The organism is Caulobacter sp. AP07, assembly GCF_000281955.1.
Classification (GTDB): Bacteria; Pseudomonadota; Alphaproteobacteria; order Caulobacterales; family Caulobacteraceae; genus Caulobacter.
Genome location: NZ_AKKF01000239.1, coordinates 1 through 14,203 on the forward strand (window position 1 = coordinate 1; position 14,203 = coordinate 14,203).

Sequence of the window (14,203 nt, forward strand, 5' to 3'; positions counted from 1 at the left end):
GGCCGGGCGGCTTGGGCCGATCAACGAAAGGAATCGAGATTTTCCGGAAGCGGTGAAACCTCTCACCCTCCCACCGCCTGCGGCGGCGGGCCCCTCCCTCTCTCAAAGAGAGAGGGACTTCGCGGGCGCACGTCCCTGATCGCGGACACTTCAAAGGTCCACAAACCACCCATTCGAGACCCTGGCGAAGTTCGCTGACCGCCCCTACCGCTTGCCCTGCGGATAGATCGTCTCGCCGCGCTCCAGCATGGCGACGAAGGTCTCGATCTTCTTCCGGCGCCCGGCCTGCGTCTTCATGTTGTGGGTGCGGAAGGCCAGGGCGAAGCGGTTCTGCGCCGACAGCCGCGCCAGCATCGCCTTGGCCTTCGGGCTGGCGTCGATCGCCGCCTGGAGGTCGTCGGGGACCTTCATGTCCTTGCCGCTGCCGTAGGCGCGGTCCCAGCGCCCATCGGCCTTGGCCGCCTCGACCTCGCGCAGGCCGTGCTCGGTCATCCGGCCCTCGGCGATCAGCCGGGCGACGTTGTCGACATTGATCTGGCTCCAGAGGCTCTTCTTGCCGCGCGGCGTGAAGCGCTGCAGGTAGCTCTTGTCGTCGAAGCTCTTCTTGACGCCATCGATCCATCCCCAGCACAGCACCACCTGCACTGCCTGAGCCCAGGTGATCGAAGGCAGGCCCGAACCGACCTTGTGCATCTTGATCCAGACCTCGCTTGCCTGGTCGTGATGCCGCGCGAGCCAGTCATGGAAGGCGTCGGCGTCCACGAATTCATGGACCCGCGCCGGATCGACCTCGATTGCAGCCATCAACGATCCCGATGCGAGGAGCGGAAAGGAGTTCCGGGCGCGAGGCCCGGGACGACAGGCCAGGCGGCGCGGACTACCAGACCTTCACGCGCTGCTCGGGCGCCAGGTACAGCGGATCGCCCGGCTTGATCTGGAAGGCGGCGTACCAGGCGTCGAGGTTGCGCACGGTCAGGGCCCGGTACTGGGCCGGGGCGTGGCCGTCGGTGACCAGGGCCTGGCGCAGGGCCGCCGGGCGCGCATAGCTCAGCCAGCTCTGGGCGTAGGCCAGGAAGAACCGCTGGTCGCCGGTCAGGCCGTCGATCACCGGGGCCGGCTTGCCGCCCAGCGAGGCGTGGTAGGCGTCCAGCGCCGCCGCCAGGCCGGCGACGTCGGCGATGTTCTCGCTGAGGGTCTGCTTGCCGTTCACGGCCAGGTCGGGGAACGGCTTGTAGCCGTCGAACTGCAACGCCAGGGCCGTGCCCGCCTTCTGGAAGTGCTCGAAGTCGGACGGGGTCCACCAGTTGCGCAGGCGGCCCTGCGAGTCGAACTGCGCGCCCTGGTCGTCGAAGCTGTGGCTGATCTCGTGGCCGATGGTGGCGCCGGTCGCCCCGTAATTGGCGGCGGCGTCATAGCTGGCGTCGAAATTGGGGGCCTGGAGAATGGCGGCCGGGAAGTTCAGGCCGTTCAGCATCGGCAGGTTCACGGCGTTGACGGTCTGGGGCGTCATCACCCACTCGCCGCGGTCGACCGCCTTGCCCAGCTTGGCCAGGGTAGTCTGGTAGTCAAAGACCTCCGAGCGCTGGAAATTGCCCAGGGCGTCGCCGCGCACGACCTTCAGCCCCGAATAGTCGCGCCACTTGTCGGGATAGCCGACGCCGACCTTCAGCACATCGACCTTGCGATGGGCCTCGGCCTTGGTCTCGGGCGCCATCCAGTCCAGGCTGTCGATGCGCTTTTCGAAGGCGACCTTCATGGTGTCGACCATGGCCGCGACCTCGGCCTTCGACTGGGCCGTGAAGTACTTGTCGACATAGAGCTTGCCGACCGCGTCGCCGAGCACGGCGTTGGTCGAATTGACCCCGCGCTTCCAGCGGGCGGCCAGTTGCGGCGTGCCTTGCAGGGCCGTGCCGTAGAAGGCGAACCGCTCGTCGACGAAGGCCTTGGGCAGCAGGTTGCTGTAGTGGTCCAGCAGGTGGAAGGTCAGGTAGTCCTTCCAGGTGTCGAGGCTCTCGTCGGCGGCGACCTGGCCCAGCCCCGTGACCATGGTCGGGTGCCAGACGATGAAGCGCGGCTGGTCGGACAGGCCGGCGGCGGCGAAGAAGGCCTTCCAGTCCAGCCCTGGAGCTTTGGCGACGAAGTCGGCCGGGGTCCAGCTGTTGTTGGCCTTCTGGACGTCGGCGCTGTCGGCGCGGCTGCCCGAGGCCTGGGCGAGCCTGGTCTCCAGGGCCATGATCCGCGCGGCCTTGGCCTCGGCGTCGGCGAACCCGCCCAGGGTCAGGATCCTGGCGATGTGGGCCTGGTACTTGGTCCGGGCCTCCTGCATCGAGGCGCTGTCGCCCACGTAATACTGGCGGTCCGGCATGCCCAGCCCGCCCTGCAGCAGGAACGGCGCGTACTTGGTCGTGTCGTCGAAGGCCGGCGAGGCCCACAGGCCCAGGACGTTGTCGGTGTAGAAGTCGGTGGAATTGAGGGCGTCGACGTCGGCCCGCAGGTTGCCGCCCAGCACGCCGGCCAGGGCCCTCTTGTCCTTGATCGCGGCGATGCGGGCCAGGCCGGCCTTCAGCGGCGCGATCCCCTTGGCCTCGATGCCCGCCTCGTCCATGTAGCTGGCGTAGTAGTCGCCGACCTTCTGGCCGTCGCCCGCGCCGCCGGCTTTCGCGGCGGTCTGGATCAGGTCGACCGTCCGCTTGGCGGCCTCCTCGACCATCACGGCGCTCTTGCCGTAGCTGTTGCGGTCGGCCGGGATCGGATGAGCCTTGACCCATTCGCCGTTGGCGTAGGTCCAGAAGTCGGCGCCCGGGGCGACGGTCTTGTCGAAGCTGGTCTGGTCGACGCCGCTCCTGTCTCCGGCCAAGGCCAGAGGAGCGGCGGAAAGCAGGGCGCAGACGGCGGCGCAGGCGAGCAGCGAACGTGTGAAGGACATGAGAGAAATTCCCCAAGGCGCGCGCGCCGGGCGGCGCGACGACGCTCAACGCGAAGTTTGGGGCGGACTATTGGGCCGGGGCCGGCGGGCCGCGAATTAAAGTTTGGCAATGTTGGGGAACGACCGGGGACACACACTCACCCTTGAGCGTCGTGCGATCCTGCCGTCGTGCTAGCGGTGAGTGTGTGTCCCCAACCCCGGCGCGGCGTCCGTCCCGACCGTCGCTTCCGCCGCCAGGTCGCCAGCCGTCCGTCCGCTGACCGGATGCCGCCAGCCCGGCGCGATCTCCGCCAGCGGCCCCATCACGAACAATCGCTCGTGGGCCCGGGGATGGGGCACGACCAAACCCGCCTCCGTGACCGTGCGGCCGTGGGCGACGAGGTCGAGGTCGAGGGTGCGGGGCGCGTTGGGCTGGCCGCGCCGGCGGTCGAACCGGGCCTCGATGCGGTGCAGCGCCACCAGCACCGCGTCCGCCGGCAGCGCCGTCTCGACCAGGGCGACGCCGTTGAGATAGGCTGGCGCGGTCGGATCCGGCCAGGCGGCCGAGGTCCACCACGAGGAGCACGCCGCCACCTTCAGCCCCTCGAACGCCAGGGCCTCGACCGCGGCGCCCAACAGAGCCTCGCGACTCGGATAAGCTCCCGCCAGGCTGCAGCCCAGCGCCACCACCGTCACGTCATCCAGCCATTTTTGATCGAACTGATTTTTCAAGGAATTCTGACCCAGTGACCTTCTACCCGACCGAGCGCCTCGCGCTGTTCATCGACGGGGCCAACTTCTTCTCCGCCGCCAAGGCCCTGAACCTCGACATCGACTACCGCAAGCTGCTGGACGAGTTCCGCAAGCGCGGCGTGCTGGTGCGGGCCTATTACTACACCGCCATCGCCGAGAACGAGGAGTATTCCCCGATCCGGCCGCTGGTCGACTGGCTGGACTACAACGGCTTCACCCTGGTGACCAAGCCGGCCCGCGAATTCACCGACAGCCAGGGCCGCAAGCGCTGGCGCGGCGACATGGACGTCGAGATCGCCGTCGACATGCTGGAGATGGCCGCCACGGTCGATCACCTGGTGCTGTTCTCCGGCGACGGCGACTTCCGCGCCCTGGTCGAGGCCGTGCAGCGCAAGGGCCGCCGCGTCACCGTGGTCTCCACGATGAAGAGCCAGCCGCCGATGACCAGCGACGACCTGCGCCGCCAGGCCGACAACTTCGTCGACCTGGCCGACCTGGGGAACATCATCGGCCGCCCGCAGCGCGGCAATCCCCTGCCCCGCTTCGTCACCGAGCCGGCGCGATCGCCGGAACGCGACATGCCAGACCACGACCGGGACGACGAGGACTAGGATGGCCCAGCACTCCAACATCGTCGGCGAGGTCGTGCCCTCGCGCGCCGAGCCGCCCCGCGACTGTCCGCTGTGCCCGCGGCTGGTGGCCTATCGCCGCGAGAACCAGGACCTCTATCCCGACTGGTTCAACGGCCCCGCCCCGTCGTTCGGCGACAGGGACGCCCGGCTGCTGGTCGTCGGCCTGGCCCCCGGCCGCAAGGGCGCCAACCGCACCGGCCGGCCGTTCACCGGCGACTATGCCGGGACCCTGCTCTACGACACCCTGATCAAGTACGGCTTCGCCACCGGCCGGTTCGAGGCCCGGCCCGACGACAGCCTGAAGCTGATCGGCAGCGCGGTGACCAACGCCGTGCGCTGCGCCCCGCCCGGCAACAAGCCCGAGACCAGCGAAGAGAACAACTGCCGCCCGTTCCTGACCGCGCGGCTGGAGATGTTCCCCAAGCTGAAGGCCATCGTCACCCTGGGCGACGTCTCGCGCCGCAACCTGCTCAAGGCCCTGGGCCTGAAGGCCTCGGCGGGGATTCCCGGCCACGGCTCGGAGTTCCAGGCCGGGCCGTACCGGGTGTTCAACAGCTATCACTGCTCGCGGCTCAACACGAACACCGGGCGGCTGACGACGCCGATGTTCGAGGACCTGTTCGGCCGGGTGAAGGCGTATCTTGATGGGGTGGAGTAGCGGGCCCGGAAGGACGCGGACCGCTCGAGCGCCTATCCCTCCCGCGCCTTCAGCCCCGCGATGAAGACCTGGGCCATCTCGACGTTCCTGTCCATGAACCCGACGATCAGCGCCAGCTCGGCGTCGGAATAGCCCGCATAGAGCTGCTCGCTAGCCGCCTGCAGAGGGTCGTAGAGGGCCATCAGCCAGGCCATGTTTTCCGGAATCGCCCGCACGACCACCCTGCGGCGATCGTTGGGATCGCTTTCGCGCGCCACATAGCCGGCCCGCTCCAGGCGGTCGATCAGGCCGGTGACCGCGCCGCTGGTCAACCCGGTGGCCCGCGTCAGGTCGCCCGCCGTGCGCGGTCCGTGCAGCAGGATCAAGTCCAGGCATTCGAGGTCTGTCGTGCTGACGCCCATGATGTCGGCCACGGCCTGGCTGATCAGCACGCCCTGGGCGCTGGCCTCCCGCACCGCCGTGTTCAGCCGCGCCAGCAAGGTTTCCCGCGACGCGTCCTGCGGCGGCGTTGACGCCTTCGTCATATTATCTTACTCACTAAGATAGTTATTCACTAAACTAACATCTTGAGGGGACGTGGCCAATGCCCGCCGTCATCGCACCATTCGCCGCCTTCGCCGCCCTGATCCTCGCCGCCGCCAGCCTGGGCGGCGGCTTCTACGAGACCGTCCTGATCGACCGCGTCTGGCCCGGCAACCCCGCCCTGATCCAGCCCAGCCGCGGCGGCATCGACCGCAAGCGCTTCTGGATGCCCGCCCATTTCGCCTTCGAGGTCGCCCTGATCTGCGCCCTGTGGGCGGCGTGGCGGCACGCGGCGGCGCGGGATTGGCTGCTGATCGCCCTGGGCTGCCACCTGGCGATGCGGGTCTGGTCCTTCGCCTATTTCATTCCCCGGGCCACGGCCTTCGAGAAGGCCGGCGACCTCGACGCCGCGACCTGGGCCCGCGCCATCACCTGGACCCGGGCCAGCGTCTGGCGCACGCCGCTCGACCTGGGCGCCGTCGTCGCCCTGTGCCTGGCGGTCAGCGCCCTGGCGCGCCCGGCCTAGGCCAGCGCCTATCGGATCAGCCCCGTCGTCTTCAGCCGCACCCGCGCCAGGGTGTGGTTCGAGGCCAGGAACAGCGTGCTCCCGTCCTCGCCGAAGGCGCAGTTGGCGATCGCCGTGCCGGTCTCGATGACGCCGATCATCTCGCCCTCCGGCGTGATCACCAACACCCCGCCCGGACCGGTGGCGTAGAGCCGGCCTTCGCTGTCCAGGCACATGCCGTCGGGCAGGCCCAGGCCGCCGGCCGCGCGCAGGGGCGTGGCGTCGAAGAACACCGCCTTGGCGGCAGGCCGGCCGTCGGCGTCCAGGTCATAGACCATCAGCCTGGGCCCCTCGGGGTCGGAGATCGACACGTAGAGCCGGCGCTCGTCCGGCGACAGGGCGATCCCGTTGGGAAAGCTCAGGCCGTCGTCCAGCCGTTCGACCGCGCCGTCCGGCAGGCGCCGATAGACGCCGTTGAAGCTCAGCTCGCGCAGCGGCGAGGCGTTGCGTCCCTTCAGGCCGTAGGTCGGGTCGGTGAAATAGATCGCGCCCGATCTCGCCACCGCCAGGTCGTTGGGGCTGTTGAAGCGCCGGCCCTGATAGCGGTCGAGCAGGATCGTCTTGGCGCGGGTCGCCAGGTCGACCCTGGCCAGGGCCCGGTTGCCGTGGTCGCAGACCAGCAGGTCGCCGGCCGCGTCCAGCGCCATGCCGTTCGAGCCCGGCTCGGCGAAGGCGTCGGTGGGCGGGCCGGCGTAGCCCGACGGGTTCATGAACTCGCTGACCCCGTCCGCCTCGCTCCAGCGATACATGACGTTGCCGGGCACGTCGGAGAACAGCAGGTAGCCGCCGTCGCGGACCCACACCGGCCCTTCGGCCCAGATGAAGCCCTCGGCCAGTTGCTGGATCGCGGCGTCGGGCGCGACCACGGCGTCGAGGGCCGGCGACAGGCGATGGATCCGGCCGACCGTGGGGTAGGACGTCATGGCTGCCTCTCGCCCTACTTCTCTAGCCGCGCCACCAGGCTGGAGGTGTCCCACCGCTGGCCGCCCATCGCCTGGACCTCCTGGTAGAAGCCGTCGATCAGCGCCGTGGCCTCCAGCCGGGCGCCGTTGGCGGCCGCCTCGTCCAGGGCGATGCCGAGGTCCTTGCGCATCCAGTCGACCGCGAAGCCGAAATCGAACCGGCCCTCCGACATGGTCTTCCAGCGGTTCTCCATCTGCCAGGACTGGGCCGCGCCCTTGGAGATCGCCGCCAGCACGTCGTCGGTCGGCAGGCCGGCGCGCTTGGCGAAGTGCAGGGCCTCGGCGACGCCCTGCACGACCCCGGCGATGGCGATCTGGTTGCACATCTTGGTCAGCTGGCCCGCGCCCGACGGTCCCATGTGGCGGATGGCCTTGGCGTAGGCGTCCAGCACCGGCTCGACCCGGGCGTAGGCCGCTTCGTCGCCGCCAGCCATGATCGTCAGCTGGCCGTTCTCGGCCCCGGCCTGGCCGCCCGACACCGGGGCGTCGACGAACCACCGGCCGGTGGCGTGGGCGGCGGCGTCCATCTCGCGGGCCACGGTGGCCGAGGTGGTGGTGTGGTCGACGACGACCCCGCCCTCCGCCATGGCCGGCAGCGCCTGCGCCACGACGTCGCGGACATCGTCGTCATTGCCGACGCACAGCACCACCAGTTCCGCGCCCGCCACCGCCTCGGCGATGGTCGGCCTGGCGGCGCCGCCGTGCTTTTCGACCCAGCGCGCGGCCTTTTCCGGACTGCGGTTGAAGACCGTGACGTCGTGGCCGGCGGCCTTCAGGTGGCCCGCCATCGGAAAGCCCATCACGCCCAGGCCGATAAACGCCGTCTTCATGGTCGAACTCCTTACGTGGCCTGCGCCCTTCCCCGCGACATCGCCGTTCGCGGCCGCGATCGCAACGGCATTTTAACGTCCAGGCCCCAGGTTCCGGAGAACAGGGTTAAGCAGGCTTAAGCACAATGGCCGTCAGCGGCGAACAGCCGATCGTCATCAAGAAGGTCAAGAAGGTCGTCGGCGGGGGTCACCACGGCGGCGCCTGGAAGGTGGCCTATGCCGACTTCGTGACCGCGATGATGGCCTTCTTCCTGCTGATGTGGCTGCTGAACGTCACCAGCCCCGAGCAGAAACAGGGCATCGCCGACTATTTCGCCCCGGCCTCGATCTCCACCAGCACCAGCGGCTCGGGCGGCATTCTCGGCGGCACGGCGTTGGGCGATGACGGCGCCAAGGCCGACGGCAAGATGTCGGTCATCCAGCAGATGGCCCCCGAAGCCCCGACCGAAACCAGCAAGGACGGCCAGAGCTCGACCACCGCCAGTCTCGACTCGGCCAGCGAGCAGGCCCTGCGCGACGCGTTGGCCAAGAAGGAGCAGGACAGCTTCGCCTCGGCCGCCCAGTCGCTGCGCCAGTCGCTGCAGGAAATGCCGGAGCTGGCCGAGCTGTCCAAGCAGATCATGATCGACCAGACCCCCGAGGGCCTGCGCATCCAGCTGATCGACCAGGACGGCCGCTCGATGTTCAAGGAGAACTCGCGCGAGCCGAACGACCGGGCCCGCATCCTGCTGCGCGCCATCTCCAAGATCATCAACCAGCTGCCCAACCGCATCACCATCTCGGGCCACACCAGCGCCAGCGCCGCCGGCAAGCGGGCCGACTCGGACTGGGCCCTGTCGGCCGGGCGCGCCGACGCCTCGCGCCAGATCCTGCGCGGGGCCGGCGTCGACGAGGACCGCATCTACCAGGTGTCGGGCAAGGCCAATTCCGAGCCGCTGTACGCGGACGACCCCACCCTGGCCGGCAACCGGCGCATCTCGATCGTGCTGCTGCGCGAAAAACCGGTGCTGCCCGACGGCCTCTGATGGCGGCCTTTGACCGGGGCCTGTGACGCGATGCCGCTGCCTTCGCTCCCATGGCTTGCACAAGCGGCGCGGATGCCCCCTAATCGGCTATCGGCCGGGATCCGCCGGCCGGACCACTAGAGGGAACAGGCGCTTTCCGTGACGCAGCATTTTCCGACGCGACAGCTGCGGTTCTTCCTGACGGCGCCCACGCCTTGCCCCTACCTGCCCGGCCGCGAGGAGCGGAAGGTCTTCGCCCACCTGCCGCTGTCCGACGGCCCCACGGTCAATGACAGCCTGACCCAGGTCGGCTTCCGCCGCTCGCAGAACATCGCCTACCGCCCGGCCTGCGAGACCTGCCGCGCCTGCCAGTCGGCCCGCGCCCCGGCCGGCGACTACGTGTTTTCGCGTTCCGAGCGCCGGGCCCTGGTCCGCAACACCGACCTGGAGCGCCACCTCGTCGAGGCCGAGGCCACGCTGGAGCAGTTCGAACTGCTGCGCCGCTACCTGCTGACCCGCCACGCCGACGGCGGCATGGCCGAGATGACCTGGCCCGACTACGTGGCCATGGTCGAGGACACGGCGGTCCGCACCCATCTGATCGAGTACCGCCTGCGCTCGCAGGACCGCGGCCCCGGCGACCTGATCGCCTGCGTGCTGGTCGACGTCCTCGCCGACGGCCTGTCGCTGGTCTACAGCTTCTATGACCCCACCCTGGTCAAGCGCAGCCTGGGCTCGTTCATCATCCTGGATCACATCCTCCAGGCCCAGATCAACAACCTGCCCTATGTCTATCTGGGCTACTGGGTGCCGGGCAGCGAGAAGATGGCCTACAAGGCCCGCTTCTCGCCGCTGGAAATCCTCAAGCCGGGCGGCTGGGCCCTGATGTCGGCCCGCGAACGCGGCGCCCGCCCGCCCAAGCCGGTCGGCTGCGCCAGCCCGGGCGACGGCGTCGAACTCAGCGACGCCCAGCCGGCCGAACTGGCGGGCTTCCCGTCACCGGGCAAGCCCTGAATTCCTTCTCCCCTTGCGGGAGAAGGTGTCGGCGCAGCCGACGGATGAGGGGTCGCGCCGCCCTGTCCGCCGCTGGCGGCTGAACCGACTTTCAACCCCTCATCCGACCGCCTTCGGCAGCCACCTTCTCCCGCAAGGGGAGAAGGAAGGGAGATCACCGCGCGAAGCTGACCCCGCCGTCCACCGTCACGGCCGAACCCGTCACATAGTCGCCGGCCCGCGAGGCCAGGAAGATCGCCGTTCCGGCCATGTCCTCGGTCGTGCCGATGCGGCCGGCCGGAATGCGCTGCGACACCGCCTCGGCGTGGTCGCGGGCCACCTTGTTCATGTCCGAGGCGAAGGCGCCGGGGGCGATGCAGCTGACGGCGATGTTGTCGCCCGCCAGGCGCAGGGCCATGCGCTTGGTCATGTGCAGCAGCCCGGCCTTGCTGGCGCCGTAGGGGTAGGTCTCTTCGCCGGCCACCGACTGGCCGTCGATCGAGGCGATGTTGATGACCTTGGCGACGTGGTCCTTGCCGGCGGCGCGCAGGTGACCGATCAGCGCCTGGGTCAGGAAGAACGGGGTCTTCATGTTGAGGTCGACGACCTTGTCCCAGCCGCTCTCGGGGAACTCGTCGAAGGGCGCGCCCCAGGCGGCGCCGGCGTTGTTGACCAGGATGTCCAGCTTGTCCTCGCGCTCGGCGATCCGCGCCACCAGGCCGTTGATGCCCTCCAGGGTCGAGACGTCGGCCGGCAGCGAGACGCACTCGCCAAGCGCCGACAGCTCCTCGGCGGCGGCGTCGCAGGCGGCGGCCTTGCGGGCCGACACATAGACCCGGCGGGCGCCGTAGGCGAGAAAGCCCTCGGCGATCATCTTGCCGATGCCGCGCGAGCCGCCGGTGACCAGGGCCACGCGGCCCTTCAGGGAAAACAGGTTCTGCATCATGGTCTCGTCTTTCAGGAGTGACGTTCAAAAGTGTCTGGCAGCGCTGAGCGCGCCGAGCCGTTGGGTGATGGCGAAGAACTCGGCGACGGTCTCGTCGATGATCTGGGCGGCGGGCTTGACCGCGTCGATCAGGCCGACGGTCTGGCCCGCCAGGGCCGGAGCCGCCTCCATGTCGCCGCCGAAATAGACGCCGAGGATGCCCTTGAGGGCGTCGGGCGGCATCAGGCCGGCCTCATGGATTTCCCGCGTGCGCTCGGACTTCAGGGCGCGGATGCAGGGGCTGGCCTTCTTGTTGAGGATCCAGGTGCCGGTTTCCTTGGAGCCGGTGATGGCGGCCTTGTAGTTGTCGTGCACCGGGCTCTCGGCGGCGCTGACGAAGCGGGTGCCCATCTGCACCGCCTCGGCCCCCAGGGCGAAGGCGGCGGCCATGCCGCGACCGTCGCAGATGCCGCCGGCGGCGATCAGCGGCACGTCGACCCGGGCCCGGATCGCCTGCAGCAGGACCAGCGTCGAGACCTCCTCGGGGTTCTTGAAGCCCCCGCCCTCGGCCCCCTCGACCACCAGACCGTCGATCCCGGCCTCGGCGCACTTGACCGCCGCGTCGACGGTCGGCACGGCGTGGTAGACGACGATCCCGGCGTCCTTCAGCGGCCCGATGAACTTGGCCGGACTGCCGGCCGAGGTGGTGACGAACTTCACGCCGCTCTCGCAGACGAAGCGAAGCATGGCGTCGTCCTTGAGGAACAGGATCGGCAGGTTGACCCCGAACGGCAGGCCGCTGTCGGCCATCTTGCGGATCTCGGCCTTGCAGTTCTCGGTCTCGCCGGACGAGGTTTCGATGACGCCCAGGCCCCCGGCCCGCGACACGGCGCTGGCCAGGGGATAGCGGGCGATCCAGCCCATCGGGGCCTGGACGATGGGGTACTTGGCGCCCGTATGGGCCAGGACGCGGTTACTCATGGGATCAGCAGCACCCGGCCGACGGCCTGGCGGCTCTCGATATAGGCGTGGGCGGCGGCGGCTTCCGACAGCGGGAAGGTCCGGTCGATCACCACCTTCAGTTCGCCGCGCGCCGCCTCGTCGATCAGTTGCTGGATCATGTCGTGGACGCGATCGGTCATGATCTCGGCCCCCAGGAACACGCCCGACAGCGAGCGGTTGCCGCCCATCAGCGACGACACGTCCACCTTGGTCGGCTCGCGCCCGGCCATGCCGACCAGCGAGATGCGGCCGCGATAACCCAGGGCCAGGATGCTGCCCTGCAGGGTCTGGCCGCCGACCGGGTCGACCACCAGGTCGACGCCCTTGCCGCCCGTCAGCTTCATGACCTGCGCCACCACGTCGTCGCGGCCATAGTTAATGCCGTGGTCGAGGCCGAAGGCCTTCAGCTTCTCCAGCCGCTCGTCGCTGGAGGCGGTGGCCAGCACCGTCGCCCCGGCCCGCTTGGCCAGCTGGATGGCGGCGATGCCGACGGCCCCGGCCCCGGCCTGGACCAGCACGGTCTCGCCGGCTTTCAGATGGCCGGTCCCGAACAGGCACTCGTGCGCCGTGCCGAACGGCACCGGGATGGCCGAGGCTTGCCGGATGTCGAAGCCGTCGGGGATCGGCCAGGCATTGCGGGCGGGCACGCTGCGCAGCTCGGCGTGCGAGCCGAAGGCGTTCACGGTGACGACCTTCTGGCCGACCTTGAGGTGGGTGACCTCGGCCCCGACCTCGACGATCTCGCCGGCCGCCTGGTAGCCGACGATGTGCGGGCTGCCGGCCATCTGGCCGCCCCCGCGGTTGAGGGTGTCGCCGCCCTCGATGCTGACCGCCTCGACGCGGATCACCACGCCGCCGGCGTGGCATTCCGGATCGGCGACGTCCTCGTAGCGGAACACGTCCGGCGAACCGGTTTCATAATAGACGGCGGCCTTCATGGGACGCTCCCTAAGCTTCTGTTTTCGTTGGCCCAAACGGGCGGTTTACTTGGTTGGATCGACCAGGGCCTGGTAGACCAGGGTGGCGGCGTCCAGGTCGATGCGGGCCAGGGCCGGGTCGGCTTCCTTGCCCAGGATGTGGATCATTCCCAGCATGAACAGGTCGTTCTTGGGGTCGATCCAGAACCAGGTGCCGGCCGCCCCGCCCCAGCTATAGGTCCCCTCGCCCTGCAACGTTCCCGCCCGGACCGGGTCGGTGACCACCGCGACGTCGAGGCCGAAGCCCAGGCCGCGGGCCGGCGAGAACATCGCCCCCGGCGCGCCCATGACGGGGTCGGACAGGTGATTGCCGGCCATCAGCGCGATCGTGCCCGGAGCCAGGATCCGCGCGCCGTCCAGTTCGCCGCCGTTCAGCAGCATCTGGGCGAAGCGGGCGTAGTCGGCGGTGGTCGAGACCAGCCCGCCGCCGCCCGAGGCCACCGGCGGCGGCTTGCTGACGTCCAGCACCATGAAGTTGTCGGCCACGACCAGCTTCTTGGCCTTGGGATCGATCGCGTAGAGCGCGGCCAGGCGGTCGGTCTTCTCGGGCGGCAGCCAGAAGCCGGTGTCGGTCATCTTCAGCGGGCCGAAGATCCGGCTCTGCATGAAGTCCGCCAGGCTCTGGCCCGACAGCTTCTCGACGATGTAGCCCTGCACGTCGACCGAGGCGCTGTAGCGCCATTCCGTGCCCGGCTGGCTGGCCAGGGGCAGCTTGGACAGGGTGTCGATGAAGGCCCGCGGGGTCTTGGAGCTCAGCAGGCCGCTGTCGCGATAGGCCTTCTCGACCGGCTGGTCGGTGCGCAGACCATAGGCGAAGCCGCCGGTGTGGCTCATGATCTCGCGCATGGTCGGCGGCCGCGAGGCGGGTTCGGTGACGAAGGTCCCGTCGGGGTTCTGGCCCTTGTAGACCCGCAGGTCGGCGAACTCGGGCACGAACTTGGTGACCGGATCGTCGAGGCGCCACTTGCCCTCCTCGAACAGGATCATCATCGCCACGCCGGTCACCGGCTTGGTCTGGGAATAGATGCGGAAGACCGTGTCCTTGGTCATCGGCGCGCCGTCGATCGCCTTCCTGCCGAAGGTCTCGAAGCTGACGACCTTGCCGTGGCGGGCGATCAGGGTGGTGGCGCCCGGCAGGTGGCCCTGGTCGACCAGGCCCTGCATGTAGGCGTCCAGGCGCTTGAGGCGTTCGGGCGAGAAGCCGGCGGCCTGCGGTTCGGCGGGCGCCAGGATCGCGACCGGCGCGGCCTCGGAGGCGCTCCAGGCGGGACCGCCCGCCAGGGTCAGGACGGCCATCGCCGCCGCCATCGTCAGCCGTACCCGCATCCCCCGCTCCCGAACAGTTGTTTGAGAGCACCTTAACTTGGTTTGGCCAAGCGGCAATGACGATAGGAAATCCTTCTCCTCGGGGGGAGGACTTGGACGCGCCCTTGCCCGCCGCCCGTCCTTGCGGTTAAGGAGAAGCCCCGCTCGGC

General features: G+C 69.3%; 15 protein-coding genes and 1 pseudogene. 6 read left to right on the top strand and 10 right to left on the bottom strand.

The genetic code is table 11. The features are described 5' to 3' along the window. Positions 1 to 204: 204 nt before the first annotated feature. From PMI01_RS21105 to folK, 3 genes are all read right to left on the bottom strand, one after another. Positions 205 to 804: a YdeI/OmpD-associated family protein gene (locus PMI01_RS21105; protein WP_007673934.1), complete on the bottom strand. Its 600-nt coding sequence runs from the start codon at positions 802 to 804 to the stop codon at positions 205 to 207. Positions 805 to 877: 73 nt separating this feature from the next. Beyond that, entirely contained in the window at positions 878 to 2,926 is a 2,049-nt protein-coding gene (locus tag PMI01_RS21110; protein WP_007673936.1) for a M13 family metallopeptidase, read from the bottom strand. A gap of 171 nt (positions 2,927 to 3,097) precedes the next feature. After that, positions 3,098 to 3,637: a 2-amino-4-hydroxy-6-hydroxymethyldihydropteridine diphosphokinase gene (gene folK / locus PMI01_RS21115; RefSeq protein WP_051990007.1), complete on the bottom strand. Its 540-nt coding sequence runs from the start codon at positions 3,635 to 3,637 to the stop codon at positions 3,098 to 3,100. Between the two features lie 14 nt (positions 3,638 to 3,651). Between folK and PMI01_RS21120 the strand changes: the two genes are divergently transcribed. Both PMI01_RS21120 and PMI01_RS21125 read left to right on the top strand, forming a co-directional pair. Then, positions 3,652 to 4,269 (top strand): LabA-like NYN domain-containing protein, encoded by a 618-nt coding sequence (locus PMI01_RS21120; protein ID WP_007673938.1) that lies wholly within the window; start codon positions 3,652 to 3,654, stop codon positions 4,267 to 4,269. A 1-nt stretch (position 4,270) separates the two neighbouring features. Then, on the top strand, positions 4,271 to 4,948 hold the full coding sequence (locus PMI01_RS21125; RefSeq protein WP_007673939.1) for a uracil-DNA glycosylase: 678 nt from the start codon (positions 4,271 to 4,273) through the stop codon (positions 4,946 to 4,948). Between the two features lie 32 nt (positions 4,949 to 4,980). Here the strand turns inward: PMI01_RS21125 and PMI01_RS21130 are convergent, their stop codons facing one another. Then, positions 4,981 to 5,472, bottom strand: a complete 492-nt coding sequence (locus PMI01_RS21130) for a MarR family winged helix-turn-helix transcriptional regulator (RefSeq protein ID WP_007673940.1) — start codon at positions 5,470 to 5,472, stop codon at positions 4,981 to 4,983. Between the two features lie 59 nt (positions 5,473 to 5,531). Between PMI01_RS21130 and PMI01_RS21135 the strand changes: the two genes are divergently transcribed. Further along, positions 5,532 to 5,996 (top strand): hypothetical protein, encoded by a 465-nt coding sequence (locus PMI01_RS21135; protein WP_007673942.1) that lies wholly within the window; start codon positions 5,532 to 5,534, stop codon positions 5,994 to 5,996. Positions 5,997 to 6,004: 8 nt separating this feature from the next. Here PMI01_RS21135 and PMI01_RS21140 read toward each other — a convergent pair whose 3' ends face one another. Together PMI01_RS21140 and PMI01_RS21145 are read right to left on the bottom strand one after the other, a co-directional pair. Further along, on the bottom strand, positions 6,005 to 6,958 hold the full coding sequence (locus PMI01_RS21140; RefSeq protein WP_007673943.1) for an SMP-30/gluconolactonase/LRE family protein: 954 nt from the start codon (positions 6,956 to 6,958) through the stop codon (positions 6,005 to 6,007). Positions 6,959 to 6,972: 14 nt separating this feature from the next. Continuing rightward, positions 6,973 to 7,827 (bottom strand): NAD(P)-dependent oxidoreductase, encoded by an 855-nt coding sequence (locus PMI01_RS21145; protein WP_007673945.1) that lies wholly within the window; start codon positions 7,825 to 7,827, stop codon positions 6,973 to 6,975. 125 nt (positions 7,828 to 7,952) lie between these two features. Between PMI01_RS21145 and PMI01_RS21150 the strand changes: the two genes are divergently transcribed. From PMI01_RS21150 to PMI01_RS27970, 3 genes and pseudogenes are all read left to right on the top strand, one after another. Then, positions 7,953 to 8,852 (top strand): flagellar motor protein MotB, encoded by a 900-nt coding sequence (locus PMI01_RS21150; RefSeq protein ID WP_007673951.1) that lies wholly within the window; start codon positions 7,953 to 7,955, stop codon positions 8,850 to 8,852. 138 nt (positions 8,853 to 8,990) lie between these two features. Next, the gene (locus tag PMI01_RS21155) at positions 8,991 to 9,845 is read left to right on the top strand and encodes an arginyltransferase (protein WP_007673953.1); all 855 of its coding nucleotides are present in this window, start codon (positions 8,991 to 8,993) and stop codon (positions 9,843 to 9,845) included. 13 nt (positions 9,846 to 9,858) lie between these two features. Beyond that, a pseudogene (locus tag PMI01_RS27970) lies at positions 9,859 to 10,016 on the top strand (hypothetical protein). Here PMI01_RS27970 and PMI01_RS21160 read toward each other — a convergent pair. Genes PMI01_RS21160 through PMI01_RS21175 form a run of 4 tightly spaced genes read right to left on the bottom strand, consistent with a single transcriptional unit; the run spans position 10,000 to position 14,054 of the window. Next, positions 10,000 to 10,767 (bottom strand): SDR family oxidoreductase, encoded by a 768-nt coding sequence (locus PMI01_RS21160; protein ID WP_007673957.1) that lies wholly within the window; start codon positions 10,765 to 10,767, stop codon positions 10,000 to 10,002. The pseudogene PMI01_RS27970 and the gene PMI01_RS21160 sit on opposite strands and share 17 nt — an antisense overlap. Before the next feature lie 27 nt (positions 10,768 to 10,794). After that, complete coding sequence (locus PMI01_RS21165) at positions 10,795 to 11,730, bottom strand: NAD(P)H-dependent flavin oxidoreductase (protein ID WP_007673960.1); 936 nt, start codon at positions 11,728 to 11,730, stop codon at positions 10,795 to 10,797. After that, positions 11,727 to 12,689 (bottom strand): quinone oxidoreductase family protein, encoded by a 963-nt coding sequence (locus PMI01_RS21170; RefSeq protein WP_007673962.1) that lies wholly within the window; start codon positions 12,687 to 12,689, stop codon positions 11,727 to 11,729. Before PMI01_RS21170 ends, PMI01_RS21165 begins: the two co-directional genes overlap by 4 nt. A 45-nt stretch (positions 12,690 to 12,734) precedes the next feature. After that, positions 12,735 to 14,054: a serine hydrolase domain-containing protein gene (locus PMI01_RS21175; protein ID WP_007673964.1), complete on the bottom strand. Its 1,320-nt coding sequence runs from the start codon at positions 14,052 to 14,054 to the stop codon at positions 12,735 to 12,737. Positions 14,055 to 14,203 lie beyond the last annotated feature (149 nt).